The organism is Exiguobacterium sp. s130 (assembly GCF_018619055.1).
Lineage (GTDB): Bacteria > Bacillota > Bacilli > Exiguobacteriales > Exiguobacteriaceae > Exiguobacterium_A.
On sequence record NZ_JACSNI010000003.1, the window covers coordinates 355,708 to 380,836 of the forward strand.

Below are 25,129 nucleotides of genomic sequence, written 5' to 3' on the forward strand. Positions count from 1 at the left end.
GAAAACGATTTATAGAAAAGAAGGCGAGGTGGAAGGATGTACGGTCAATTCTGTGAGAACTATGATGAGAGTTATCCCGTCTTACGGGAGGAATCGTCACATGATTTCCATCGTTTTTTTGCGCTGTCCTACACGATTCATGATACCGTTTTTGAACAGAATGTCTACGAACGGCTGATGCGGACGATCAAACATAAGACGTCGCGTTTTTCAGCACTTCGGAGCCGCTATACACCGTTACTTGTCGCCCATGTTCAATTGAATAGCACGGATCCCGATGTTCTCATCGAAGAAATCATCGTCGCGGAAAAGAAGATTAAACATCGCTTGATTCGTGATAAAGGAGTCCGCCCATTTTTTGCACTCAACGAAGTGCTGAACCGGCGACAAGTGATTGATGCGTTCCCTTACATGGAGCGCTTGCATGCGACACGACATCATCTAAATGCCGCGAAACAATACGTCGTGACATCGACCTTGCTTGAACAGCACCCACTACCAGATACGTTTTTAGAACGCGTTGATACGTTTGAAGAGTGGCTTGCGCAATATATGGAACGGACGAGTGAACGTGTCATTACGGCGCAGATCTTAGCAGCGCATCCGGATGCGTCAGCGCAACAAGAACGAATCGTTGCTTGGCGGGAACTGTTAGAGCGAAGAGAAATCATTATTTGGGATCGTTTAATGCCGATTCTTGCGTTACTGCCTACAATGGAACGTGTCGACTGGATTTACGTGACCCGGATCGTCGACCGGGAGCGGGCACGGAATCGATTTTCAGACGAGGTCAACTGGTTGATTGCCTTTCATCTGTTACTGGCTAAATCAGGAGTGACACGGGTGCAAGCTACATTATTGTTACTGGCTGCACTAGAACTAACGAAAAAACCGTGACGTGAAGCATTGAAATAGACAAAACGGACGAGGTATGGTGCGCACCATACCTCGTCCGTTTTACTGTATGCTCATCTGACTTAATCAAACGTCGTAAACGTCGCATGTTGTTCGACCGGATAAAGTTCCGTACCGGCGACAGCGTTCAAGATCAACTGATTCCGCGAAACAGACATGCCGAGATTATCAGCAGCTGGACCATGTGACAGCTCTAAATTAGCGGTTGCGTAAAGATGATGCGCCGTCTCGACGGAACGCACGATTTGATAGTCCGCGTCGACTTTCCAAGCGTTGGGTGCTTCGAACACGATATCGAGTCGATCAATGAAGCTTGGAAGGGATGGCGAAAAGCCGGTTGCCGCGATGACAGCATCTGTTTTAGACGAGCGTTCATCTTCGAGCTCTTGATGTTGCATCGCGATCGTGAACCGTTCGTCATAGGTAATCTTTTTCACTTCAAGATTCGCGCGAATCGCGACTTGTTGCTGTTCTTCTTCCGTCAAATCATAGAGGTGGGCATAGATCGATTGCAGGGTCTCTGGACTGATGCCGTTCTGAGACCGGGCGAATTTCTTGACCGACTCTTGTCTTACTTTGAGTGGGAGCTGATTGAAGTACATCACATAGCTCGGTGAAAAAATTTCTTCTCCGAGTTTACCGGTCTCGAGTGTCTCAAACAGTGTCGAACGCGCAATCCATTCGAGTTCAGGACGCTCTGGAGCAGGTGTCGTCAAAAGATCAAGGAAGATCTCGGCAGCACTTTGACCGGAGCCGACGATACTGATTTTTTTGCGCTGCAACAGTTCTGCCTTGTTCATGACATATTGTGTATTGTGAATGACACGCTCGTCAAACGTGTCTGGAATCGCGGGCTTTGAGCCAGTACCGATGACGACGTTCCGTGCTTCGAACGTTTCCCGTTTTCCGGTTGTGACATCTTCGACGAGGACCTCAAAACTATCACCGGTATCTTGCACATCGACGACGCGGGTTGAAAATCGTAAATCATTAAGCTGTGTCGCCACCCAGCGTAAGTAATCATTGTAACCTTGTCTTGAAATCAGAAGTTTTTCATAGAAGTAAAACGTGTGGAGACGTTGGATCGATCGTAAGTAATTAAGGTAAGAAAATGCGCTCGTCGGATCAGCAAGTGTGACGAGATCGGAGATGAAGCTCGTTTGCATCATCGAGTCCTGAATCATCATGCCGGGATGCCATGAGAATTGTTCGCTTTCGTCAAAAAATAACGTTTTTAAATCTGTCGGATGAGCCAGTGCGCTCAACCCTAAATTCATCGGACCAATGCCGATGCCGATTAAGTCATACATAGAAAAAGCCTCCCAATTCGATATTGTTCTAAAACAATACCCGAAAAGGAAGGCGGACGAAACGTCAGGCTGAAGTTTACAGCTGGTCGGTCGTCGTTGTTTTCGTCTCGACCGTCATCGTTTTTCCGTCACGGATGATTGTCAGTGAGAGTGGACCGTCTGATTTGATGAGTGCCGTTTTGATATCGACGAATCCTTTAATCTCGGAGTCGTTGATTTTCGTGATCACGTCACCTGTTTTCAGTTTAGCCGCAGCAGCTGGACTGTTCGGTTCGACTGACATGACGACGACACCTGTTTTTTGACTGTCTGGTAAGTTAACTTGATCTATTAAATATCCAGCAGGGAACGCCGCCACATCTTGTAAGGAAACACCGAGTGTCGGATGTTCGACTTTACCGTTCGTCTCAAGTTGTTTAAGGATTGGTAATGCATCATCGATTGGAATACTGAAACCGACACCTTCAACACCCGACTCGGCAATTTTCATCGAGTTGATACCGACGAGTTGTCCTTGTTCATTGATCAAGGCACCGCCTGAGTTACCAGGATTGATCGCGGCATCCGTCTGGATGACCGTTGTATTAAAGTCGTCTTGTCCATCGTTATTCGTATCGACCGGTACAGTTCGGTCATTTGAACTGACGATTCCGCGGGTAACGGAATTTTGGAATTCACCAAGCGGATTGCCAATTGCAAGGACAGTCTGCCCGGCTTTTAAGTCAGCCGATTTCCCGAGTGTGATGACGCCTGGAACGTCGTTTGCGTCGACTTCTAATACGGCTAAGTCATACGTTTCGTCACTACCGAGTAATTTGGCTTGCAGTGTTTTACCGTTGTTAAGCGTGACATCAAGTTTTGATGCGCCATCGACGACGTGGTGGTTCGTAATGATGTATGCTTTTCCATTCTCTTTTTTATAAATGACACCAGATCCCGACCCGGCAGCTGCTTCTTTTTGCGACATCGCATTACCGGTTTGATAATTCGTTACCGTTACAACGGATTTTTGAGCAGTGGCGACTGCATTCGTCACTGGATCATTCGACGTCGTCGAGACTTGTTTTGGCATTCCGTTTGAGAGTGGTGTGTCCGCGACCTGTTGCTCTTGATCGAGTAAAATCGGAAACGCGATCGTTGCCGTCAGAACGGCACCGATGATTCCTCCAGTCAATCCAGGTAAAAGTCCTTTTGTTTTTCCAGCCATAAGTCGTCATCCCTTCCTGTATGATTTCTGACTTCATCATAGCAAATGAAGCGACTTGTCACCTGATTACGGGAGACATTCCGAAATGACTCATCATTCCCCATAATTCGACGACAATTTCTAAAAGTTGAGATAATCGGATCAGTTCGATACACTGAAGCTGTTTCGAATGAATCCGTAAAGTGGAAAGAGAGAGTGAATGATCATGCTATTACGTCTAGTCTATGGAGCAGGATTATTGTTTGCGGGAGTTGGTCATTTCCGCAACGAGAAAGGGTTTGTCAGCATCATGCCGTCGTTCATTCCGTTTAAGCGCTTTTTCGTCCAAGTAACGGGTGTGATCGAGATCGCTTATGGTCTCATGCTGTTGACAGGAAAAGGAGTACATCTCGTTCGTAAGACGCTTCCGGCCTTTTTGTACGCGGTCTTACCGGCAAACGTCAATATGGCCGTCAATCCGAAGCCGGTCAATGGGAAGCGCCTTCCATCATGGTTGCTCTGGACACGTTTGCCGCTTCAATGGGGACTGATCGCCTTGGCCAAACGCCTGAAATGAATCGGAACAAAAAGCCGCCGAAATGGCGGCTTTTTGTTTTAGAAACGTTTATTGACAGCAAGTAATGCGGCTTTTGCGATCTCTTCATAGGTAGAGTCGTTCGGATGGAACTGATCGCTTGATAAATCACGTTTGACGTCGCGAACGAGATTGAATGTGTCGATGATTTCGACGTCATATTCAATCCCGAGCGTCCGGGATTTAGCATTCCAGTCTTGCACGATCACATCGAACGCCTCACCGTTTTCCGTTGCCCGGAAAGGATTATAAAGTCCGACGTAGAAGATGACAGCATCCGGATTTTGTTCGCGCAGAATCCGGAACGTCTTTTTTAAGTTGTCTTGAGCCGTCGTAATCGTCGCGGCCGTTTTCTTTGCATCGAAATTCGTGACACCTTCGCCACGATTGAACAAGTCATTTCCGCCGATCGTCACCGAGATGACTTTCGCTTGACTGACTGAGCGTAGGACTTCTTTTTGTTTGAGTTGTTTTAATAAATTTTCCGTCCGGGCACCACTGACGGCAAGATTCTGAAAACGCTCGACCGTGTTCGCTTTGACAAGGTCACGTCCGACAAGAGCAGCATAACTATTTCCGTTAGATGCTCCGACACCACGCGTCAAGGAATCACCAAGCGCGACGTACGTTCCGCCTTTTTTGACAGGTTCTTCCTTCGTTGGTGTGAGGACGGCACGCTTCGGTGGATTGACGACATCACTATAGGCGTTGACGAAACCGTAACCAAACAGCGCGGTCAGTAAGAGTGAAACGGTTAAAAACAGGGACCAGCGTAATCGCTTCATGAACGTTCCTCCTTCTAGGTTCTATCCTGATTGTAGCAAATGTTGAAAGAATGTGCGGAAATGAAGTGTTCTGACAAGTCAAATGATTCATTATTCCGCTAGAATAGACAATAAGAGGTGAGAGACGTGAAACCAACAGTGAAATTAGAAGATGTAACAAAGGTGATCGGAAAAAAGACGATCATCGATAATATCTCGTTTGAAATTCAACCGGGTGAGGTCTTCGGCTTCCTTGGACCGAACGGGGCAGGGAAAACGACGACGATCCGGATGCTCGTCGGGCTGATTAAACCGACGTCCGGTAAAATCACAGTCTGTGACTTCGACGTCCGCAAACAGTTCGTCCAAGCGATGGAGCGGATTGGTTCGATCGTTGAGAACCCGGAGTTGTATAAATATTTGACAGGTCGTGAAAATTTACAAGTCTTCGCCCGGATGTTACCGAATGTCGACGAGGCAAGGATTCAGGAAGTCATCGATCTCGTCGATTTGACGGCGCGGGTCGACGATCAAGTCCGGACATACTCACTCGGGATGCGTCAGCGTCTCGGTATCGCCCAAGCACTACTCGGACGACCAAGCGTCTTGATTCTCGACGAACCGACGAATGGTCTCGATCCGATGGGGATTCGGGATTTGCGTCAATTCATACGCCGGCTCGTCGAGGAAACGGGACTGTCGGTCCTCGTCTCGAGTCATATTCTCGCTGAAATCGAGATGCTCGCCGATCGTGTCGCGATCATGAGTTACGGTAAAATCGTCCAAGTCGGAACGGTCAAGGAGCTGGTCGAGTCGCTTGCTCCTGGTGTTGATTGGCGTGTCGACGATGCCTTCAAGGCGAACGAGATTTTATCGGCTTCTGATTTAGTCCAAGTATCCGAAGTCGTCGATGCGAATACGGTCCATACCTTGATGGATGCTAGTAAGACGCCGGCACTCAACAAGCAGTTGCTTGAAGCAGGTGTTGAAGTTTGGACGATCGAACGGAAAGTCCAGACGCTTGAAGATCTGTTCATCACGTTAACGGGAGGCGATCACATTGCGTAATCCGAACATGATCGGTCTCGTCCGAAATGAAGTGACGAAAATCGCTTCGAAACGTCGGTTTGCTGTTGTTGCGATCATCCTCATCGTCCTCGTCTCAATGTTTACGTACGCACAGTATCGAGACATTCAAGAACAGATCAAAAAGCAAGGAACACTCGATTGGCGGGTTGAACTTCAACAAGATATCGTCGATACACAGAACCGTCTTGCTTCTAGCAGTATTCAAGATGAGTTCCGTCAGTTCCTTGAATTCGACCTAAAACAAAACCAATACTATCTCGATAACGACATCAATCCGAATTATCCGGGAGCCCCGACATTCATCCGGATTTTCTTCTCGCAAGGATTGACGTTGATTTTACCGCTGTTCATCATCGTCATCATGGCGGACATCGTCAGCGGGGAACAAAATGACGGAACGATCAAGACGTTGCTGTCGCGACCGGTCCGGCGTTGGAAGATCCTCATGGCGAAATGGTTGACGGTGTTACTTTATACATCGATGCTGATGGCATTGACCGTCGTCGTCTGTTATGCGATATCCGGAATCGTCCTCGGTTATGACGGCTGGACCGCACCGATCTTGACCGGATTCCAAGCTTCACCGAGCGGAACGTTCTCGACTGAATTCGTGCATACGTTACCGATGTGGGAGTATCTGTTGATGGCGGTCGGTCTAGCCTGGATCGTCACGGCGGTCGTCGGGACGATTGCCTTGATGGTCTCCGTTCTCGTCAAGAATACGGCGACAGGCATCGGGATCATGATGGCAGTTTTGATTTCCGGTACGTTACTGACGACGCTCGGTTCGAGCTGGACGAGTTCGAAGTATCTCGTCAACGTCAACTTTGGACTGATTAACTACCTCGATGGTCAAGCGCCACCGATCGAAGGGATGACACTTCCGTTTTCGCTTGCTGTCCTCGGTTGTTGGACGGCCGCGGCACTAATCGTTGCCTTCTGGAACTTCACGCAAAAAGATATGTATTAAGACAAACGGGTCCACCTGAAGAGGGGACCCGTTTGTCATGATCTATGAGGCAATTTGTCATATGTTTCCATTATTTTTTGATACTGAAGCTGTGTCGGTATGGAAGCGTCTAATCTTAGAACGGGGGAAACCGACCGTTCCATTTGCAGTTGGTGTTCCGCGAACGTGCCGATCATCTTCGGGTCCGTCGCTGTATGATACGTCCGGCACCAGTCGAGGAACTCATTTGATCCTGAAAAGTCAGGATAACGTGCTGCTTCGCGTGCGATGAGCCGTTCCATCCGGAGCGATTCGTCGAGCGACAGGAAGACGAGCAAGTCCCGATTGGTGAAACCATCCGGGTACCAGGCGAAGACAGAACCGGAGACGACGTAATCACGGTAAGTCAGTATATCTGCTTCATACATGGAAAATCGCTCGGAGACGTCACGTTTTTCAGTGAACTTCGTATCTTTCCAGAGATAATGGTCGGTATCGATCCACGCAATCCGTTCCGATTGTCCGATGAATGCACCTAGTGTACTTTTTCCAGTACCAGACCCACCAATGATTTGAATGCGCACGAGAACCAGCTCCTTTCGAAATAATCTACTAGCACACAGAACAGGCCCGGGCATGATGCCGGACCTGTTCTGTGGAAGAAGGAAATCTTCCTATGTCGCCTCGTGCCAACACAAGACATGGAATCGAGAGGCAGTGCCTCTAATAGGAAGCCGATGCAGGTCAGCCTCCGCGCTACGTACCAATCGTACTTTTATCATACTGATTCCAAGAATTGGTGTCAAACCTGCTCGAAAGGGTTTACAAACCATTCAAACCGTCAAAAGAGAGAATAACGATGACTAGAGGAGGAACGACCATGGCAGATTGGGGCATCATGCTGACAGGCGTCGTCATTTGTGGATGGTGCATCTTTAGTGCCATCTATGACGATTTCATCCGTCGCGTATAAGACAAGTAAGTGTGGAACCGTCCAAGGAGGGCGGTTTTTTTGTGGATTTTTTTAATCCGAGTAAGTGGCTGTGGTACACTCGAATCAAAAATGAAAAGATAAAGAATGGGTGAAGCAGAATGAAGAAACAACCAGTTATTGTCATCGTCGGACCGACGGCAGTCGGAAAAACGAAGACAGGCATTGAACTCGCAAAACGACTAAACGGAGAGGTCTTATCCGGAGATTCGGTTCAAGTCTATCAAGGGATGGACATCGGATCGGCAAAAGTGACGACCGAAGAGATGGAAGGAGTGCCGCATCATCTGCTAGATCTCGTCACACCGGACGACGAGATGAGTGTAGCCCGTTTTCAGACGGTTGCCCGAGCGACGATTGATGAGATCGCAAGCCGTGGTAAGTTACCGATCATCGTCGGTGGAACAGGGCTTTACATCCGATCGATTTTATATGATTACCAGTTTACTGAGCAGGCAGAAGATCCAGCCCTACGGACTGAACTCGAAGCGTATGCGGCGACACATGGAGCAACTGCACTACATGATCAGTTAAAAGAACTCGATCCGGTGCGCGCAGAAGCCATTCATCCGAATAACATCCAGCGGGTCGTTCGGGCGATCGAGGTCGCGCGGACTGGTCAGACGCAAACGACTGGCAGTCAACCCGCACTTTACGAGAGTTTGCTGTTCGTTTTACACATGAAAGACCGGGATCGTTTGTATGACCGGATTAATCAGCGGGTAGACATGATGGTCGACAGTGGCCTTCTAGAGGAAGTGGCGCGTCTGGACGCTGCCGGGTATCGACAGACGAAGGCGTTGCAAGCGATTGGTTATAAAGAGATGTTACCTGTTCTTGACGGAGCACCACTCGATCCTGCTGTTGACATGCTAAAACGGAACACACGACGCTTCGCCAAACGTCAATTGACCTGGTTCCGTCATCAATTTGATGGCGTTTGGGTAGATATGGGAAAGTTTTCATTTGAAGAAACGTTCAAAATTATCTATGATAGAACTGTAGAGTTTCTGAAAGCGGTTAAATAAGAGTTGCCCGAAGACAGAAACAGATAAAAAGAGGGGGCACGGGGAATCATGAAAGCGACATACAACATTCAGGACGTCTTTTTAAATCAATTACGGAAAGATGCAGTCCCAACGACGGTTTTCTTAATCAGCGGGTATCAATTACGGGGGCTGATCAAGTCATTTGATAACTTCACGGTCATTTTGGAGTCAGAAGGCAAACAGCAATTAATCTACAAACACGCGATCTCGACGTTCGCACCAGCGCGCAACGTGACGTTATATGAGCAAGAAGAGACGCAAGAAGTTTCTCGCTAATGAAAAAGACGACCGGGGGGTCGTCTTTTTTTAGGTTTCATTCAGGTGTGGGTCGTATTAAAAATTCGAGACGAATAACGAAAGAAGAATGACGCTTCGCAAGTGAAGTGAAAAATGACAGCTACTTCACTTTCAGCGTAAATGTGTCATTACAGTAATGGTGTCAGTTCCTCGACCGCCTCTTCATAACGTCGAAGCGAGACATCCTTATAAAGACACGTCTTCTGCAGGCGTTCTTCCTTCGTCATCTCGTCCTGATACGTTTTTAGGATGAAGCTGTTGCGTAACATCGACGGTGTCAAGACCCGCTTGTTGTCCGACCGTTCATTCAGCTGACGCATCATCTTCGTGATCATGACGATCGACAATTGCTTCGGTGCATTCTTACTGTAAACCCAGCGGAATGTCATCCGGGCGAAGTCGAAGGCGACGAAAAAAGGGTCGGTACTGTGATAACGAGGACGGACGGGCTCCGGAATCGTCTTCAAGTAACGCAACATGATATCTTGATCTTCCCGCTCGAGATGGAGCAGGTAGCGGTTGCCGAGTCGATCGTGGACGGTCATCTCTTGCTGGGCGAAGTTGAGATCGTGCATCTTTAAGCCGATGATGTGATGGACGCGTAAACCGTAGCGATAAAACAGGCGGAGAATGAGTTCGTTTCGATCGATCAAATACGGACGGGCTTTCAATTGATGTTCCGTCAAGCCGCGATCGGATTGATTCGTTCGGACGAGTTGCTCGTATTCCTTAAAGGAAGCGACGTGTTTTGCCGTCAATTCATGTGTCGGTTGTGCGTATTCGATCAGCTTCGCCTTCGTTTGTCGAATTTGGTAATTGACTTGATTGATGACGGTGACGATTCGGGCGACCGTCGCTTGTTGGTAGAGTTTCTCTTCGATCAAGTACTCATTGATGAACGTCTTCCACGTCTCAATCGAAATCGCCTTGAAATCATCGATCGTCTCAAGTGGTTGATCGACATCCGTCATGTAGCGGTGGACTTCGATTAAATCGTACCGATAGCGCCGGACGGTCGAAAGTTGTCGTCCGCTTGTCGTTAAATAAAATAGGTAGCGTTCAATGAATTCTGGAAGCGTATACGACTGTTCGCGTGCCATCGTTTTCCTCCCTTTCTTAATGGTGTTTCTTCCATCATAAACCGAACGGATGTTTCCTGTCCAAAAAAGTTCAGACGAACCGGTGGCTGTGGTATGATAAGGGGCGCAGTACGTCTTTACTCGTGAAAGGAATGATATTATGTCAGAACGCGTCATCGTCGTTGGTTGCCAGCTCCCCGGTGTCCCGGATCATGTCTATGAAGAATCGGTCGCGGAGCTCGAAGCACTCGTAACGACTGCGCATGGTGTCGTCGTCGGTCGTTTGGATCAAAAACGACAAGCAATTGACCGCCGTACGTTCATCGGAAAAGGAAAGGTTGAGGAACTCGTTGCGTTAGCAGACGAACTTGAACCTGATTTAATCATATTCAATGCTGAAGTCACGCCGGGTCAAATGAAAAATATCCGGATTGCCTTATCAGACCCGGAAGCGATCAAGTTGATCGACCGGACGCAGTTGATTCTCGATATCTTCGCTGGACGTGCCCAGTCACGCGAAGGGAAATTGCAGGTCGAACTGGCACAGATGAGTTATCTGTTGCCACGTCTTGCCGGGCAGGGAACACAACTGTCACGTCTTGGTGGCGGAATTGGAACACGTGGACCAGGTGAATCGAAACTCGAGACGGATCGTCGTCATATCCGGCGCCGCGTCGATGAGATTTCGAAACAACTCGAGACATCCGTCGCGCACCGTTCTCGTTACCGGGAACGTCGCAAAGAGAACCAGACGTTCCAAATCGCACTCGTTGGTTATACGAATGCTGGCAAATCCACGATCTTCAACCGGTTGACTCAAGCCGACACATACGAAAAGGATGAATTGTTCGCGACGCTCGATCCGTTGACACGTCAAGTTGATTTGCCGGAAGGTGGGCAAATCCTCCTGACGGATACGGTCGGTTTCATCCAAGATCTTCCGACGAAGTTGATCGCAGCGTTCCGCTCGACCCTCGAGGAAGTGCTGGAAGCGGACTTGATCCTCCATGTCGTCGATGCATCGAGTGAGCATTATTTGAATCAGATGCAGACGACGAACGATGTTCTCGATGAACTCGGTGCCGGTGACATCCCGCAGCTCGAAGTCTACAACAAGAAGGACCAGCTGAACCGTTTGTTTACAGGCGGGAAACTGTTGATCTCTGCACTTGATCCGCAGGACATCGAGCGTTTGATTGAAGAGATCGAACGTTCAATCAGTGAGATCCTCGAGTATCTCGAGATCCGCATCCCGGTTGATGGTTTTGCTCATTACAATCCGGCAAAGGAAGTCATGATGAACTTGAAGGAATCGTTTGAAGAAGATGGTTCTGTCATTCTTAAAGGTTACTTGCGTAAAGATACGCGTCTATACGCGACATTGAAACAATACGAGGTGTAAACATGTTTTCAGAATTAACCCATTACGAAACGCTTCGTCCGCTCATTGACCGGGCGGAGGAACAGATCGCTCCGTACGTCAAGAAGGCGCAAGAGGTCGCGGAATATAATCAATTCCGTGTCCTCGATGCGTTCCGGCGTCACAAGGTCAGTGATTTTCATTTCATGCCGTCAACAGGCTATGGCTACAACGATGAAGGACGCGATACGCTCGAACGCATCTATGCCGACGTCTTCGGTGCGGAAGCCGGTCTTTGTCGTCCACAAATCATCAGCGGCACCCACGCAATCGGTATCGCGTTGTTCGGTTTATTGTTGCCGGGCGATGAACTGCTCTATATCACAGGAAAACCATACGATACGCTCGAAGAGATCGTCGGAATTCGTGGTGATGGACGCGGTTCATTAAAGGAATTGGGCGTCCACTATGATGTCGTCGAGATGAAAAACGCCGAGACGATCGACGTACCGGTCGTTCTCGAACGGATCACACCGCAGACGAAGGTAGTCGGGATACAGCGTTCAAAAGGGTACGCGACGCGACGCAGTCTGCCGGTTAATGAAATCGGTGAAGCAATCGCCGCCATCAAAGCCGTCCATCCGCACGTACTGATCTTCGTCGATAACTGCTACGGTGAATTCGTCGAGACGATCGAACCGACGCACGTCGGGGCAGACTTGATGGCAGGGTCGTTGATCAAGAACCCAGGTGGTGGTCTTGCGAAGACTGGCGGTTATCTCGTCGGTCGAACGGACTTGATCGAACGGGCATCGTTCCGGATGACGACGCCAGGGATTGGCGCCGAAGCCGGTCCATCGTTATCCGCACTTCCGGATATGTATCAAGGTTTCTATATGGCACCACATACGGTTAGCCAAGCGTTGATGGGTGCGATGTTCACGTCAAGCATGCTCGGTCAGTTCGGCTTTGACACGGCACCGCACCATACGGCAGAACGGACGGATTTGATTCAATCGGTCTCGTTCCATGCGCCGGAGCCGATGATTGCTTTCTGTCAGGCGATCCAAGCTGCTTCACCCGTCAATGCACATGCGTTACCAATTCCGGATTATATGCCGGGATATGCGGACGATGTCATCATGGCAGCAGGAACGTTCGTACAAGGCTCATCGATCGAGTTGTCAGCGGATGGTCCGATCCGTGCACCCTATACTGCATACGTCCAAGGTGGTTTAACGTATAGCCACGTCAAGATCGCGATCATCTCAGCCGTCAATCACTTGATGGAAAAACAATTAATTCCAGAAAAAAACGTTTAATACTAGCATATCTCGTGAAAACGACCTCTGAACGACTTCGAGTAAAGTGATTAAAAAAGTTGTGTTAACTTTTCTTACATCGCTTGACAAGTTGCCTGACAGAGGTTTATTCTCATGGAGTAAGGAAAAAGGAGGAACCACATGGCAGACTCATCACGCCAGTCCAAGCCACTATTTCCCATCGGAGTCGTTCAAGAGTTGACCGCGTTATCTGCCCGCCAGATCCGATATTACGAAGAACAGGGACTAATTAAGCCGGAGCGGACAGAGACGAAGCGTCGCCTCTATTCGTTCAACGATGTCGATCGCCTGTTGTCGATTAAGGAATACCTGGATCAGGGACTGAATATCGCAGGGATCAAATTGATTTTCGAAAACGATCTCGTCAAACGCGAACGCGTTGCGGAGAGCGTCGTCGAGACGCGTCCGGAACTATCTGACGGCGAATTGTATAAACTCCTGAAAAATGAATTGAAGGAAGCAGGACGACATGGAAAGACGTCGCTCATCCAAGGTGAGCTTGGGCGTTTCTTCAAGTAAGGACCTGTAACCATATAAAAACGAATCGGAGAGGGGATTTGTCACATGACACGTCGCAACATTACACGAGAAGACATTTTGAAAATCGCTAAAGCTGAGGATGTACGCTTCATTCGCTTACAGTTCACAGATATCCTCGGAACGATCAAGAACGTTGAAATTCCAGTAAGCCAATTGGAAAAAGCACTTGATAACAAAATGATGTTCGATGGTTCATCGATCGAAGGATTCGTCCGGATCGAAGAATCAGATATGTATCTCTTCCCAGACTTAAACACATGGGTCGTCTTCCCATGGACAGAGGATGGAACAGGGAAAGTTGCACGTTTAATCTGTGACATCCATAATCCGGATGGCTCGCCGTTCGCAGGAGACCCACGTGGTCAGCTCAAACGGGTACTTAAAGAGATGGAAGAACTCGGTTTCACATCATTCAACGTTGGACCAGAGCCAGAATTCTTCCTCTTCAAGAAAGATGAAAAAGGTCGTCCGACACTTGAATTGAACGACCAAGGTGGATACTTCGACCTCGCACCAGTCGATCTTGGTGAAAATTGCCGTAAAGAAATCGTCATCGAGCTCGAGAACATGGGCTTTGAAATCGAAGCATCACACCACGAAGTCGCTCCAGGTCAGCACGAAATCGACTTCAAATATGCGGATGCGATCACGACAGCGGATAACATCCAAACGTTCAAACTTGTTGTCAAGACGATCGCGGCGAAGCACAACTTGCACGCGACATTCATGCCAAAACCACTCTTCGGAGTCAACGGATCAGGAATGCACGCGAACATGTCGCTTTTCAAAGGCAACGAGAACGTCTTCTTCGATGAAGGCAACGAAGAAATGCAATTGTCGGATGATGCACGTGCCTTCACAGCAGGTATCCTCAAACACGCACGTGCCTTCACAGCGGTTTGTAACCCGACAGTCAACTCATACAAACGTCTTGTTCCTGGCTACGAAGCGCCTTGCTACGTCGCATGGTCAGCCCGTAACCGTTCACCACTCGTCCGTGTTCCTGCAGCACGTGGACTCTCGACTCGTATCGAAGTTCGTTCAGTCGATCCAGCAGCGAATCCGTACCTCGCGCTTGCGACATTGCTCGCTTCAGGTCTCGACGGAATCAAGAACAACTTGAAAGCACCGGCTCCAATCGACCGTAACATCTACGTCATGGACAAACCGGAACGCGTTGCGAACGGAATCGATGATCTTCCATCAACACTCAGCCACGCACTCGAAGTCTTGAAAGCGGATGACGTCGTCATGCACGCTCTCGGCGATCACATCGCAGAGCACTTCGTTGAATTGAAAGAAATCGAATGGGATATGTTCCGGACGCAAGTCACGGAATGGGAACGCGATCAGTACATGGTCTTGTTCTAATCCAACTCAAGCACTTCTGGACTTTTGTCTGGAAGTGCTTTTTTCATGTCGTCGACAGGGATTGAGTCAAGGATATGGAAAGATACAAGAGTACAAAGAAAGGGAGACGATACATCATGAAAAAAGGATATGAAGGCAAAGAGATCACGGTCTATTTTGATTCGGAAGTCTGCATTCATTCCGGTCATTGTGTACGAAGTCTACCGACCGTCTTTGATGTCAAACGGCGTCCTTGGATTGAAGCGGACGGGGCGCCGGTGGAAGACGTCATGCGCGTCGTCGATGGTTGTCCAAGCGGCGCCTTATCTTACGAACGGAGGGAAGCAAATGGAGCTGAAACGAGCGGAACGTAAAATCGAAGCCCATCAGGAAGGTGAAGTGATTGGAGAAATCACTTACAGCGATACGAACAACGGCATGTGGATCATTGATCACACGTATGTTGATCCCGCGCACCGGAACCAACAGATCGGGGAACAACTCGTTGCCGAGATCGTCAACTGGGCCCGAAAAGCAAACGTCAAACTGTTGCCGTTATGTCCGTTTGCGAAAAAAGAGTTTGAGCGTACTCCGGAATATGCTGAAATATCTTCAAATATGTAATTAGTTTCCACGGATGAATCTAAGTTGAGTGTCGAACTATTTACGTCTCTTTCGTTAGACTAAGCGGTATGCGAAAGAGACGTCTTTTGATGACTAAAAAGACTAAGCGATCTAAACGTTGTTACACTAATCATTAAATCAATTGTGCTATTTCGAAATAATCGTGAGATTGATGTCAATGAAGAGACGATAAAACTTCGAAAGAAGATGTTGGTTGTTTATATGAAATACCTTTGATATTTCAATGTTCGACGCAATAAACTTTATCCAATCGTAACGATGATTAATGAAACGACATCACGTGTGTATATGGATGAAGATGAAAAAGTAAAAAGACGCTCGTAAGCGCCTTTATATCGTATCATTCTTCGATTAATTGAAAACTTAAGATAACTAGTGAGTCTGAAATAGGTTCTTGAGGTGAGGCGAGATTACTTCTCAACAAGGTGAGAGTATCGTGGTCTACAACTTTACGTGGTGTTTTTACTACGGTAGATCCAAAGTTAACTCTATCTGTAGCACTTCTAAATGTAAAAGATACAAAATAGTTATACACTATAGTCCCTCCAATATTGTTATGTATTAGCTTGATAAGAATAACTGATTACATTATATCTCAAAAATGTAAAAATAAAAACTTTTTGTGATTGTTTCATTCTCAGAATAAATATATGGATTTGCATATTTGTGATATCAGACTTTCTTTTTCTGAGAAACAACCATCACGCCAAAATAGATTACAACGTACAGTATGACAAGTCCTTGTTTTAACATGTAGGATACGTCTATTTGATTCACAAGTAGAAAACTAGCGCACAATAAAATCAGAAAGGATAACGGCCACTTTTTAGGCATATTAGAACCTCCTTTACTATTCATTTATTTCCATTTTAAAAATAGCATAAGATGGATATCAAATCGTACTACATAAAAAAAGGAATAGTAGATTAGTTACAGATACAATCGTAGAAACGCCATCGTAACAACACCAGTCACGACCGTCCAAGAAAGACTTTTACTAAAAATCGCGACTGCCATCGTCGGTAGGGCGGCGAAGACATGAAGCGTCGAAATCGTTGGGAACGCGTCGTCTTGCGCGATAAGTAGATTTTGAAAAAATAACGCACCGAGTAAGCAAACCGGAATGAAGGAGAGCCATTCCGTTACAAGGCGCGGTAACGTCAGTCCATGAAGGACGAGAAACGGTAAGATACGTGGAATCCAAGTGACGAGTCCACAAGCTAAAAAGAGACCGATTAATTCTGGGCGGATTTCCATCGTGTGATCACGACTCCTATACTAGCGCCACCGAGTGTCGCGCAAAGAACGGCGACTTCCGCAGAAAAGTAGCGCATGGTGATGTAAAGCAAAAGTAAGACGATCAATAAGAGGCAACTATTCACGGCAATACGGGTACGTTCTCCTTCAAATTGTAAGTACAATAAACCGATGAACATCGCCGTCAGAGCAAAGTCGAGACCGAAGCGCTCGGGATCAGGAAACCAGCTACCGACAAGTGCACCGAGAACGGTTGCGATAATCCAGCTAAGATACGCGGTCAGATTTAAGCCATGCATGAAGGACGGTGAGATCTTCCCTTTTTGCGCAGTATTCATTGCGACAGCGAACGATTCATCTGTCAGTAACGTCCCGGTACCGAGTCGGTCACGAAGGTGGCGTGTCTCGACGTGCGGAGCGAGCGTCAGACTCATTAACAAATGCCTGAGATTGACGATGAATGTCGTCAGAATGATGGCAGAGGCGGGACTATTCAACAGCAAGAGACTCGTGATGATGAATTGAGCGGCGCCGGCATAGATGAAGACGGACATGAATCCGACTTCAAGAGGGGATAAGCCGGAGGCACGACCGACGATCCCTGCGGAAAAGCCGATGCCGATATAGCCAAGGACGGTGGGTAGACAGGCGCGGACACCTGCTTGAAAGGCTGATGACATTCGATTCCTCCTCTTTTTTAAGAGCATAGCATTCGTGCGGTATATCGTCACCAACTGGTCAATATTTTCATCATTTTTTTCGACATACTCGACTTGATTTGGTGGTAAAGAGTAAGTGGTACGGCAAAATCAGTTAGGTAAAGGAGCGTTTTTCATGCACAAATTAATGAAAGATTCAAACCGGTTCGTTTCAGACATGGTCGACGGACTCGTACTTGCTCACCCTGATTTGTATAAAAAAGTCGAAGGTGTTAACGTCGTTGCGCGGAAAGTACCACTGGACGGAAAAGTCGGTCTTGTCTCTGGTGGGGGAAGCGGTCACGAACCGGCACACGCTGGATTCGTCGGGGACGGTATGCTTGCTGCGGCTGTTTGTGGGGAAGTGTTCACTTCACCGACACCCGACATGGTGCTTGAAGGGATTAAGGCTGCGCATGGTGGAAAAGGTGTCCTACTCGTCGTCAAGAACTATTCAGGTGACGTCATGAACTTCGATATGGCGAAGGAACTTGCTGAACTCGAGGATATCGAAGTCGATACGGTCGTCGTCAATGATGACATCGCGATCAAAAAGGAAGAGGATCGTCGTGGGGTCGCGGGAACTGTCTTCGTCCATAAGATTGCCGGTGCTGCAGCGGCAGAAGGAAAATCACTAAGTGAAGTCAAAGCAGTTGCGGAAAAAGTCATCAAGGGCGTTCGTTCGATCGGAATGGCACTCTCACCATGTTACATGCCGGAGAGCGGCAAGCCAGGCTTTGAGTTGCATGATGACGAGATGGAGATCGGAATCGGGATCCACGGTGAAAAAGGACTTGAACGAAAAGCAGTCGCTTCCGTTGATGCGATCGTCAAAGAGTTGCTCGATCGTTTGACGAAAGAAGTACCAGACAAAAAAGTCGCCGTCATGGTGAATGGGATGGGCGGAACACCAGAATCCGAACTGTACATCACGTATAAATATGTCGCGGAAGAACTTGAGGCGCATGGTTACGAGATTGCCCGCTCATTCGTTGGAAACTATATGACATCGCTTGAGATGCACGGGTTCTCAATCACGCTCTTACCAGTGGATGATGAACTGCTCGGATATCTCGATGCAGAAACGAAAGCGATTGGATTCTAATTCAAATAAACGGGGTGTAAAAACATGAAGTTGACGACGGAACAGTTGCAAAGCGCGCTCCTCAAAGCAGCGGAACAGATCGAACAGCATAAGGATGAATTGACGGACCTTGACCGGGAAATTGGTGATGGAGATCATGGAATTAACATGTCGCGTGGCTTCCAAGCAGTCCAGAAGACGCTAGAAGAACACGGCGAATATGAGGATTTAGGAGCTTTATCCAAAGAAGTCGGGATGACGCTGATCAAAACGATTGGTGGGGCATCCGGTCCTTTATACGGGACAGCATTCGTTAAGTTCGCCGGTGCATTCAAAGGGAAAACAGAAGTCGAAGGTGCAGAGCTTGCAGACGCTTTCCGCGAAGCGACGGAAGGGATCAAGTCGCGCGGAAAGTCAGAATTCGGTCAAAAGACGATGGTCGATATCTGGACACCGTTCCAAGAAGCGCTCTCGCAAGAAGGGGACTTGAAAGCGGCAATCGATCAAGCACTTGCTGATACAAAAGCGCGTATCGCAACGAAAGGGCGCGCGTCCTACTTCGGTGAAGCGACGGAAGGCGTCCAGGACCCAGGTAGTTTATCGAGTGCTTTGCTACTCGGCGAAATCGCGGAGGTGCTTCATGGTTAATCTTGTACTCGTTTCTCATAGTGAAAAACTCGCGGCTGGGCTGAAAGAACTGTTGGCAGAGATGGCACCGGATACGCCAGTCTTAGTAGCAGCCGGTCTTGAAGATGGTAGCATTGGAACAGACGCGACACGAATCGAAGAAACACTGAATACACTAGACGACGATGGAGTCGTCTTAACGGATATCGGTTCTGCGACGATGAATACGGAATTAGCACTTGAATTATACAGTGGCGAACGGACGGTACGTTTTATCGACGCACCACTCGTCGAAGGTGCTTTTCTAGCAGCTGTTTTAAGTGGACAGTCGAAATCCGTCGATGAGATTGAAGACGGATTAAAAAATGAGTTTGGCAAATAAGTAATAAATCCCCCATCGCGAATAGGCGAGGGGGATTTATTTCAATTACTTTTATTCATATTAAAACTTGGTAGAGAGTCTCATGAATCAAAACGACTGGAGCCATTTTTCTAACCACTCTCTAGGCAAATGAATTGTAGCTAAATCAATGGTCTGTAATTCATTTAGAGTATAACTGTTAGCAAGATACATATCCCATTGTGCATCGATATCGTTTGCTACTTCAGTCGCTTGTTCACTTAATGGATAAGTTCCACGTCCGTCAGTTGCAAGATGATAGTAATCATTATGGTAGACGTCAATCATATACCGGTAACACCAATCTGCCAATTCTTCATGTGTGATGTTGCCTTCTAGTGCGGCCAAAATGTGCTCTTTTAGCTGTTGATCAGAATAAATGGTATTCATGAGGCACCTCACGCTATATTTTCTATAAGATATCAAAAACCCGGTCCCTCTGTAAAAGGGATCGGGTTATTAATTAACTTATTTCGATGGTTTAAAGACCATTGTCGCTTCCACTGCTTTTTGCCATCCAGCATAGCGTTGTTCACGATCGTCTTCTTTCATCTCTGGTTTAAACTGATGATCGAGCTTCCATTGTTGTTTGATTTCCGCTTTATCTTTCCAGTAACCAACAGCTAATCCAGCAAGATATGCTGCACCGAGTGCAGTCGTTTCGTTGATTTCTGGACGATCGACAGGAACGCCGAGGATGTCCGATTGGAACTGCATCAAGAAGTTATTGGCTACAGCACCACCGTCGACACGAAGTGTTTTCAGTTCGATTCCAGAATCTTGTTCCATCGCTGTCAACACGTCGCGTGTTTGATAAGCGAGTGATTCAAGCGTTGCCCGAACGAAGTGCTCTTTATCTGTTCCGCGTGTTAATCCGAAGATCGCCCCACGAACATCTGAATCCCAATACGGTGCACCAAGACCGACAAAAGCAGGAACGACGTAAACACCGTCTGTTGAATCGACTTTCGTTGCATAGCCTTCTGAATCTTTCGCGTGTTTCAACATACGGAGTCCATCACGGAGCCACTGGATCGCAGAACCGGCGACGAAGATAGAACCCTCAAGCGCATATTCGACTTTTCCATCAACGCCCCAAGCAATTGTCGTCAGGAGTCCGTGGTCAGAAGAAACGGCTTTCTCACCCGTATTCATGAGCATGAAACAACCTGTTCCGTATGTGTTCTTTCCTTCACCCGCTTCGAAGCATGTTTGACCGAAGAGTGCAGCTTGTTGGTCACCAGCGATCCCAGCGATTGGCACTTCGTAACCGAAGAAGTGATACGGTACTGTTTTATCGTAGACTTCACTCGATTGACGAACTTCTGGCAACATTGATGCAGGAACACCGAGGATATCGAGCAACTCTTCATCCCATTTTTGCTCATAGATGTTATACATCAATGTTCGTGAAGCGTTCGTGTAATCCGTGATATGCGTTTTTCCACCAGACAGTTTCCAAACGAGCCACGTATCGATCGTACCGAAGAGTAATTCACCGTTCTCTGCTTGCTCACGTGCGCCTTCGACATTGTCGAGAATCCATTTGACTTTCGTACCAGAGAAGTAGGCATCAATCAAAAGTCCTGTTTTATCACGGAACTTCTGATTCAAACCTTGTTCTTTTAAGTCGTCACAGATACCAGACGTTTGACGTGATTGCCAAACGAGCGCGTGATAAACCGGTTTACCTGTTTCTTTGTTCCAGACCACTGTCGTTTCACGTTGGTTTGTGATTCCGATTCCGGCGATTTGCTCAGGTTTGATATCTGCTGTTCCGAGTGCTTCAGCCATAACAGCAAGAATCGAACCCCAGATTTCGTTTGCATCGTGCTCGACCCAGCCTGGTTGCGGGAAGTATTGCTTGAATTCCCGTTGTGCCGAGTTGACGATTTTCCCGTCGTGATCGAAGATGATCGCACGTGAGCTTGTCGTACCTTGGTCGAGTGCTAGGATATACTTGTTTTCCATTTCGAAATCCCCCTTGAGCGGTATGTGTTTGTGAAACGTGATCTTAGTAGATCAATTGATAGATGAACACGGCAAGCGCTCCGCCGATGATTGGACCAACAACTGGAATCCATGAGTAGCCCCAGTCAGATGACCCTTTATTCGGAATCGGTAAGATAGCATGTGCGATACGCGGTCCAAGGTCACGGGCCGGGTTGATGGCATATCCTGTTGTACCACCAAGTGATAGACCGATGACGACGACGAGTAAACCGACGATAAGTGGTTTTAAGCCGTCACCGAATGTCGTTAAACCGAGCGCCAAGATACCGAAGACGAGAACGAATGTCCCGATGATTTCAGAAATCAAGTTCGACGGCGTATGGCGAATCGCTGGACCTGTTGCGAACACACCGAGTTTTGCAGCTTGATCATCAGTCGCTTCAAAATGTTTCATGTAATGAAGCCAAACGAGAATGGCGCCGATGAAAGCTCCGACAAGTTGTCCGGCAATATAGACAGGAACGTCTGCCCACGGTAAATCAGAGTTTAAAGCAAGTGCAATTGTTAAAGCAGGGTTCAAGTGCGCTCCACTCTCAGCAGCGACGAATGCTCCTGTCATGACAGCAAGACCCCAAGCGAACGTGATGACAATCCATCCGCTGTTTTCGGACTTCGTCTTTCTCAAGACGACACCGGCGACGACACCATCCCCGAGCAGAATGAGGATCATCGTACCGATCATTTCTAGTACAAAGTTATTCATGCAAAAACCCTCCCTTTGGATTAAAGCAAATAATGGTCTTTCTACTTTAAATTACTCCGATTTGATAACGTTTTCAATACATATAATTGAAATATAGGAATGGAAATTTTTTATTTTAATGTTTAAAGATACGAAAAATTGGATATGAAAACACCTCGTCTTGCCTGCAAGCAAGCAAAAGAGGTGTTAACGACGACGCTTTTTTCTTTTTTTAGGTCGAAACCAACTACTGGAATAATCTAGTAGGATATGAATTGTACTCGCCACCATGATACCAATGACAAAAGCGGGTAGGGAAGCGAACCAGGAATCGATGGTCTCTGACGCGATGACTTGAAAATACAAGCTGAGAAATAATAAGGGAATCACAAGTGCAGCACTATAAAGGAGTCGAATGACATCCCCAATGATCAATCCGTGTGACCAGATCGAGCGGTGGGGCATGATCTTCACATAAGGCATCCACAGGACTCGAAATGGTCCAAAGCGATAATACGGTTCTGACTTTAAATCGAGGTCAGGTGACAACCAAAGCGTACCGACAGCGATACCGATGGCAGTCGGTAACCAATCGGTTTGTTGCGTTGCGACCGAATACGCAACGTAACCCGTCAGTGCGACGGTATTGACGGTATCATGTACATTTCCTGAAGGCATGAAAAAAGACCAGTCGTAACTGGTCCCTCCGTCAATGAATCGTCCGATACACGCCGATTACCTTACCAAGAATGGAGACATTATCGAAATACATCGGATCCATCGAGTCATTTTCTGGTTGTAGACGTACCTGTTGATCTTCTAAGAAGAACCGTTTCACCGTCGCTTCGCTATCTTCGGTCATAGCTACGACGATTTCTCCGTTTTCTGCTGTGTTTTGTTGGCGTACGATGACACGATCGCCGTCAAGAATACCTGCGTTAATCATTGATTCCCCATCGATCGTCAACATGAAGACCGTTTCGTTTCCTACATAATGTGCAGGAAGCGGGAATTGTTCTTCGATGTTTTCAATCGCTGTAATCGGAAGACCAGCTGTGACTTTCCCGATGACGGGAACATGAACGATGGCTTCCGTGATTTCTTCAGGCTTATCAAGCAATATCTCAATCGCACGTGGTTTCGTCGGGTCACGGCGAATCATTCCCCGTTTCTCGAGTCGATCCAAATGACCGTGTACCGTCGAGCTAGACGCGAGTCCGACTGCTTCTCCGATTTCACGAACTGATGGTGGATACCCCTTCAGTTTCACTTCAGAGACGATGTAGTCGAGAATCTCTTGTTGGCGCTTAGACATTTTCCGCATACGAATTGCCACCTCTTTCTGGATTGAATTTTGAAATGTAAGAATATATGTTTCTAAATTCACTATAACATAGAACAAATGAGCGTACAAACAATTGTTCGACATTTTGTGTTGACCGAACACAGGTTCTGTGTTTATTATGAGTTATGCGAACAATTGTTCCGCGAACGTTTATTCTAACTCATTCATTTCATATTTGGAGGGATTCATGATGATTCATACGATTCGTACTCATGCTTTTTCTATTCTCTTCTATGCATTAAGTATTGCCTTCGTGATCTTTTTACTCACACCACGCCCAGATGAAAAAGTAGCGCAATTGATGACGGCTTCCGTTACGGTCGATGAGAACGCTACAGTCGAACAAATTGCTGAAGTCTACAATGACGGTTCGATGTCAGATGAGGAATACGTCAACTGGTTGATCAAAAATAATGATGTTGAGACAAAACATGTCATCTCAAAAAGCAAAATCGTTGTACCAATCGCACAACAATGACAAAATGGAAAAGTTGTGAAAGAACGAACAGGGATGTGAGGTACGATGAAGGTCGTGATTTATTGTCGAGTATCGACCGAAAAAGAAGCACAAGATAGTTCGATTGAACGCCAACGGATGGAGCTTTCGAAGGTTGCTTCTCAAAAGGGATTTGATGTCGTGGACATCGTCTCTGAAAAAGAGAGTGGATATGATGTTGATCGGGAAGGGATGCTAACAGTTCTTGATTATGTGACACGCAATACGGTAGATGCGGTCCTGGTGACAGATGATACACGGATTGGTCGAGGGAATGCAAAAATCGCTATTTTGCATACATTCAAAAAACATGGGGTCCGCTTGATGACGCTTGATTCAGATGGAGAATATCAACTTGCGGATGCAGAAGCGATGGTCCTTGAGATCGTCTCACTCGTGGAAGAATACCAACGGAAACTGCATAATGCAAAAATCGCCCGTGGCATGCGGCGAGCAGTCGAACAAGGTTTTCGCCCGGAACGAAATCTCAATCGTCAAGGAGAGAACGCAGGACGTAGTCGAAAAGACGTACCGATCGAAGAAATTGTACGTCTTCGAGAACTCGGATTGACGTTTTCTGATATCGCCATCACCTTGCGGGGGATGGGGCATGATATTTCAAAAGCAACGGTCAATCGTCGATATCTTGAATACCGCGAACTGACACCTAGCCCGGAATGAGAAGCAAGTAACCCGTCGACTGACGCGGTTAACTTGCTTTTTTTTATAAGCTCTTTTACAGTAAGAATACAATTGAACAACTCAAGTTTGAGTCATAAAGAAAGAGGGATTCCATGTTATCACAAGAACAATTAGATCGAATCAATGCATTAGCGAATAAATCAAAAGTTGAGCCGTTATCGGAAGCGGAAACGGCAGAGCAAAAAGAATTACGTGCAGCGTATCTCGCAGCATTCCGTGGATCGTTCAAAAACCAACTCATGGGTATGAAAATCGTCGATGAAGAGGGAACGGACGTAACACCTGAGAAATTGAAACAAGCACAAGAAGAAGAACGGAATAAACAATAATCGTTCGTTTCTTTTATAGAAGAAAGAGGTCTCG

The 25,129-nt window shown here is 47.2% G+C and carries 30 protein-coding genes; 18 read left to right on the plus strand and 12 right to left on the minus strand.

All coding sequences use genetic code 11. The features are described from left to right. The first annotated feature begins 36 nt into the window (after positions 1–36). Complete coding sequence (locus HZS85_RS09450; protein WP_214855338.1) at positions 37–897, plus strand: DUF4003 family protein; 861 nt, start codon at positions 37–39, stop codon at positions 895–897. Between the two features lie 80 nt (positions 898–977). On the opposite strand, the gene HZS85_RS09455 is transcribed toward HZS85_RS09450, so the two are convergent. Together HZS85_RS09455 and HZS85_RS09460 are read right to left on the minus strand one after the other, a co-directional pair. Continuing rightward, entirely contained in the window at positions 978–2,225 is a 1,248-nt protein-coding gene (locus HZS85_RS09455; protein ID WP_214855341.1) for a lysine N(6)-hydroxylase/L-ornithine N(5)-oxygenase family protein, read from the minus strand. A gap of 76 nt (positions 2,226–2,301) precedes the next feature. Then, positions 2,302–3,432: a S1C family serine protease gene (locus HZS85_RS09460; RefSeq protein ID WP_214855343.1), complete on the minus strand. Its 1,131-nt coding sequence runs from the start codon at positions 3,430–3,432 to the stop codon at positions 2,302–2,304. A gap of 205 nt (positions 3,433–3,637) precedes the next feature. Between HZS85_RS09460 and HZS85_RS09465 the strand changes: the two genes are divergently transcribed. After that, complete coding sequence (locus HZS85_RS09465) at positions 3,638–3,988, plus strand: DoxX family protein (protein WP_035408747.1); 351 nt, start codon at positions 3,638–3,640, stop codon at positions 3,986–3,988. A 38-nt stretch (positions 3,989–4,026) separates the two neighbouring features. Here HZS85_RS09465 and HZS85_RS09470 read toward each other — a convergent pair whose 3' ends face one another. Next, the gene (locus HZS85_RS09470; protein ID WP_214855347.1) at positions 4,027–4,791 is read right to left on the minus strand and encodes an SGNH/GDSL hydrolase family protein; all 765 of its coding nucleotides are present in this window, start codon (positions 4,789–4,791) and stop codon (positions 4,027–4,029) included. A gap of 126 nt (positions 4,792–4,917) precedes the next feature. Here HZS85_RS09470 and HZS85_RS09475 point away from each other — a divergent pair, with 126 nt between their 5' ends. Together HZS85_RS09475 and HZS85_RS09480 are read left to right on the plus strand one after the other, a co-directional pair. Beyond that, positions 4,918–5,838 carry an ABC transporter ATP-binding protein gene (locus HZS85_RS09475; protein ID WP_214855349.1) on the plus strand — a complete coding sequence of 307 codons (921 nt, stop codon included), beginning with the start codon at positions 4,918–4,920 and terminating at the stop codon, positions 5,836–5,838. Continuing rightward, entirely contained in the window at positions 5,831–6,829 is a 999-nt protein-coding gene (locus tag HZS85_RS09480) for an ABC transporter permease (protein ID WP_214855351.1), read from the plus strand. The genes HZS85_RS09475 and HZS85_RS09480 overlap by 8 nt, the downstream gene beginning before the upstream one ends. Positions 6,830–6,864: 35 nt before the next feature. Here HZS85_RS09480 and HZS85_RS09485 read toward each other — a convergent pair whose 3' ends face one another. Continuing rightward, positions 6,865–7,392, minus strand: a complete 528-nt coding sequence (locus tag HZS85_RS09485) for a P-loop NTPase family protein (RefSeq protein ID WP_214855353.1) — start codon at positions 7,390–7,392, stop codon at positions 6,865–6,867. A 508-nt stretch (positions 7,393–7,900) separates the two neighbouring features. Between HZS85_RS09485 and miaA the strand changes: the two genes are divergently transcribed. Together miaA and hfq are read left to right on the plus strand one after the other, a co-directional pair. Then, positions 7,901–8,827 carry a tRNA (adenosine(37)-N6)-dimethylallyltransferase MiaA gene (gene miaA / locus HZS85_RS09490; protein ID WP_214855355.1) on the plus strand — a complete coding sequence of 309 codons (927 nt, stop codon included), beginning with the start codon at positions 7,901–7,903 and terminating at the stop codon, positions 8,825–8,827. A 48-nt stretch (positions 8,828–8,875) separates the two neighbouring features. Further along, on the plus strand, positions 8,876–9,124 hold the full coding sequence (hfq, locus tag HZS85_RS09495; protein WP_023467753.1) for an RNA chaperone Hfq: 249 nt from the start codon (positions 8,876–8,878) through the stop codon (positions 9,122–9,124). A 149-nt stretch (positions 9,125–9,273) separates the two neighbouring features. Here the strand turns inward: hfq and HZS85_RS09500 are convergent, their stop codons facing one another. Continuing rightward, complete coding sequence (locus HZS85_RS09500) at positions 9,274–10,245, minus strand: tyrosine-type recombinase/integrase (protein ID WP_056060521.1); 972 nt, start codon at positions 10,243–10,245, stop codon at positions 9,274–9,276. Between the two features lie 139 nt (positions 10,246–10,384). On the opposite strand from HZS85_RS09500, the gene hflX reads away from it, so the two are divergent. The 6 genes from hflX (at position 10,385) to HZS85_RS09530 (ending at position 15,441) form a co-directional block, all read left to right on the plus strand. Continuing rightward, on the plus strand, positions 10,385–11,626 hold the full coding sequence (gene hflX, locus HZS85_RS09505) for a GTPase HflX (protein ID WP_214855357.1): 1,242 nt from the start codon (positions 10,385–10,387) through the stop codon (positions 11,624–11,626). A gap of 2 nt (positions 11,627–11,628) precedes the next feature. Beyond that, complete coding sequence (locus HZS85_RS09510; protein WP_214855359.1) at positions 11,629–12,906, plus strand: methionine gamma-lyase family protein; 1,278 nt, start codon at positions 11,629–11,631, stop codon at positions 12,904–12,906. 141 nt (positions 12,907–13,047) lie between these two features. Next, positions 13,048–13,446, plus strand: coding sequence for a MerR family transcriptional regulator (locus tag HZS85_RS09515; RefSeq protein WP_023467758.1), 399 nt, complete (start codon positions 13,048–13,050; stop codon positions 13,444–13,446). A 45-nt stretch (positions 13,447–13,491) separates the two neighbouring features. After that, a complete protein-coding gene (gene glnA / locus HZS85_RS09520; RefSeq protein ID WP_056060529.1) occupies positions 13,492–14,838 on the plus strand; it encodes a type I glutamate--ammonia ligase in 1,347 nt (448 codons plus the stop codon). A gap of 116 nt (positions 14,839–14,954) precedes the next feature. Then, positions 14,955–15,191: a (4Fe-4S)-binding protein gene (locus HZS85_RS09525; RefSeq protein ID WP_050678346.1), complete on the plus strand. Its 237-nt coding sequence runs from the start codon at positions 14,955–14,957 to the stop codon at positions 15,189–15,191. Then, positions 15,166–15,441: a GNAT family N-acetyltransferase gene (locus HZS85_RS09530; protein ID WP_214855361.1), complete on the plus strand. Its 276-nt coding sequence runs from the start codon at positions 15,166–15,168 to the stop codon at positions 15,439–15,441. Before HZS85_RS09525 ends, HZS85_RS09530 begins: the two co-directional genes overlap by 26 nt. Positions 15,442–16,392: 951 nt before the next feature. Here the strand turns inward: HZS85_RS09530 and HZS85_RS09535 are convergent. Together HZS85_RS09535 and HZS85_RS09540 are read right to left on the minus strand one after the other, a co-directional pair. Next, on the minus strand, positions 16,393–16,719 hold the full coding sequence (locus tag HZS85_RS09535; RefSeq protein WP_214855363.1) for an AzlD domain-containing protein: 327 nt from the start codon (positions 16,717–16,719) through the stop codon (positions 16,393–16,395). Then, entirely contained in the window at positions 16,698–17,399 is a 702-nt protein-coding gene (locus tag HZS85_RS09540; protein ID WP_035408725.1) for an AzlC family ABC transporter permease, read from the minus strand. The genes HZS85_RS09535 and HZS85_RS09540 overlap by 22 nt, the downstream gene beginning before the upstream one ends. A 154-nt stretch (positions 17,400–17,553) precedes the next feature. Here HZS85_RS09540 and dhaK point away from each other — a divergent pair, with 154 nt between their 5' ends. Genes dhaK through dhaM form a run of 3 tightly spaced genes read left to right on the plus strand, consistent with a single transcriptional unit; the run spans position 17,554 to position 19,510 of the window. Continuing rightward, a complete protein-coding gene (dhaK, locus tag HZS85_RS09545) occupies positions 17,554–18,522 on the plus strand; it encodes a dihydroxyacetone kinase subunit DhaK (RefSeq protein WP_035408722.1) in 969 nt (322 codons plus the stop codon). 24 nt (positions 18,523–18,546) lie between these two features. Further along, the gene (dhaL, locus tag HZS85_RS09550; RefSeq protein ID WP_214855366.1) at positions 18,547–19,149 is read left to right on the plus strand and encodes a dihydroxyacetone kinase subunit DhaL; all 603 of its coding nucleotides are present in this window, start codon (positions 18,547–18,549) and stop codon (positions 19,147–19,149) included. After that, entirely contained in the window at positions 19,142–19,510 is a 369-nt protein-coding gene (gene dhaM / locus HZS85_RS09555) for a dihydroxyacetone kinase phosphoryl donor subunit DhaM (protein ID WP_035408716.1), read from the plus strand. Before dhaL ends, dhaM begins: the two co-directional genes overlap by 8 nt. Before the next feature lie 87 nt (positions 19,511–19,597). Here dhaM and HZS85_RS09560 read toward each other — a convergent pair whose 3' ends face one another. From HZS85_RS09560 to lexA, 5 genes are all read right to left on the minus strand, one after another. Beyond that, positions 19,598–19,918 (minus strand): hypothetical protein, encoded by a 321-nt coding sequence (locus HZS85_RS09560; RefSeq protein WP_214855369.1) that lies wholly within the window; start codon positions 19,916–19,918, stop codon positions 19,598–19,600. 78 nt (positions 19,919–19,996) lie between these two features. Next, positions 19,997–21,499: a glycerol kinase GlpK gene (gene glpK, locus HZS85_RS09565; RefSeq protein ID WP_214855371.1), complete on the minus strand. Its 1,503-nt coding sequence runs from the start codon at positions 21,497–21,499 to the stop codon at positions 19,997–19,999. 43 nt (positions 21,500–21,542) lie between these two features. After that, positions 21,543–22,244, minus strand: a complete 702-nt coding sequence (locus HZS85_RS09570; RefSeq protein ID WP_035408708.1) for an MIP/aquaporin family protein — start codon at positions 22,242–22,244, stop codon at positions 21,543–21,545. A 186-nt stretch (positions 22,245–22,430) separates the two neighbouring features. Continuing rightward, on the minus strand, positions 22,431–22,901 hold the full coding sequence (locus HZS85_RS09575) for a metal-binding protein (protein WP_035408706.1): 471 nt from the start codon (positions 22,899–22,901) through the stop codon (positions 22,431–22,433). 31 nt (positions 22,902–22,932) lie between these two features. After that, positions 22,933–23,547, minus strand: a complete 615-nt coding sequence (gene lexA / locus HZS85_RS09580) for a transcriptional repressor LexA (RefSeq protein ID WP_023467770.1) — start codon at positions 23,545–23,547, stop codon at positions 22,933–22,935. A 211-nt stretch (positions 23,548–23,758) separates the two neighbouring features. On the opposite strand from lexA, the gene yneA reads away from it, so the two are divergent. The 3 genes from yneA to HZS85_RS09595 all read left to right on the plus strand — a co-directional run bounded on the left by yneA (position 23,759) and on the right by HZS85_RS09595 (position 25,095). Then, positions 23,759–24,046, plus strand: coding sequence for a cell division suppressor protein YneA (gene yneA, locus HZS85_RS09585; protein WP_023467771.1), 288 nt, complete (start codon positions 23,759–23,761; stop codon positions 24,044–24,046). 45 nt (positions 24,047–24,091) lie between these two features. Then, the gene (locus tag HZS85_RS09590; RefSeq protein WP_214855373.1) at positions 24,092–24,745 is read left to right on the plus strand and encodes a YneB family resolvase-like protein; all 654 of its coding nucleotides are present in this window, start codon (positions 24,092–24,094) and stop codon (positions 24,743–24,745) included. 113 nt (positions 24,746–24,858) lie between these two features. Then, positions 24,859–25,095, plus strand: a complete 237-nt coding sequence (locus HZS85_RS09595; RefSeq protein WP_035398122.1) for a DUF896 domain-containing protein — start codon at positions 24,859–24,861, stop codon at positions 25,093–25,095. Positions 25,096–25,129 lie beyond the last annotated feature (34 nt).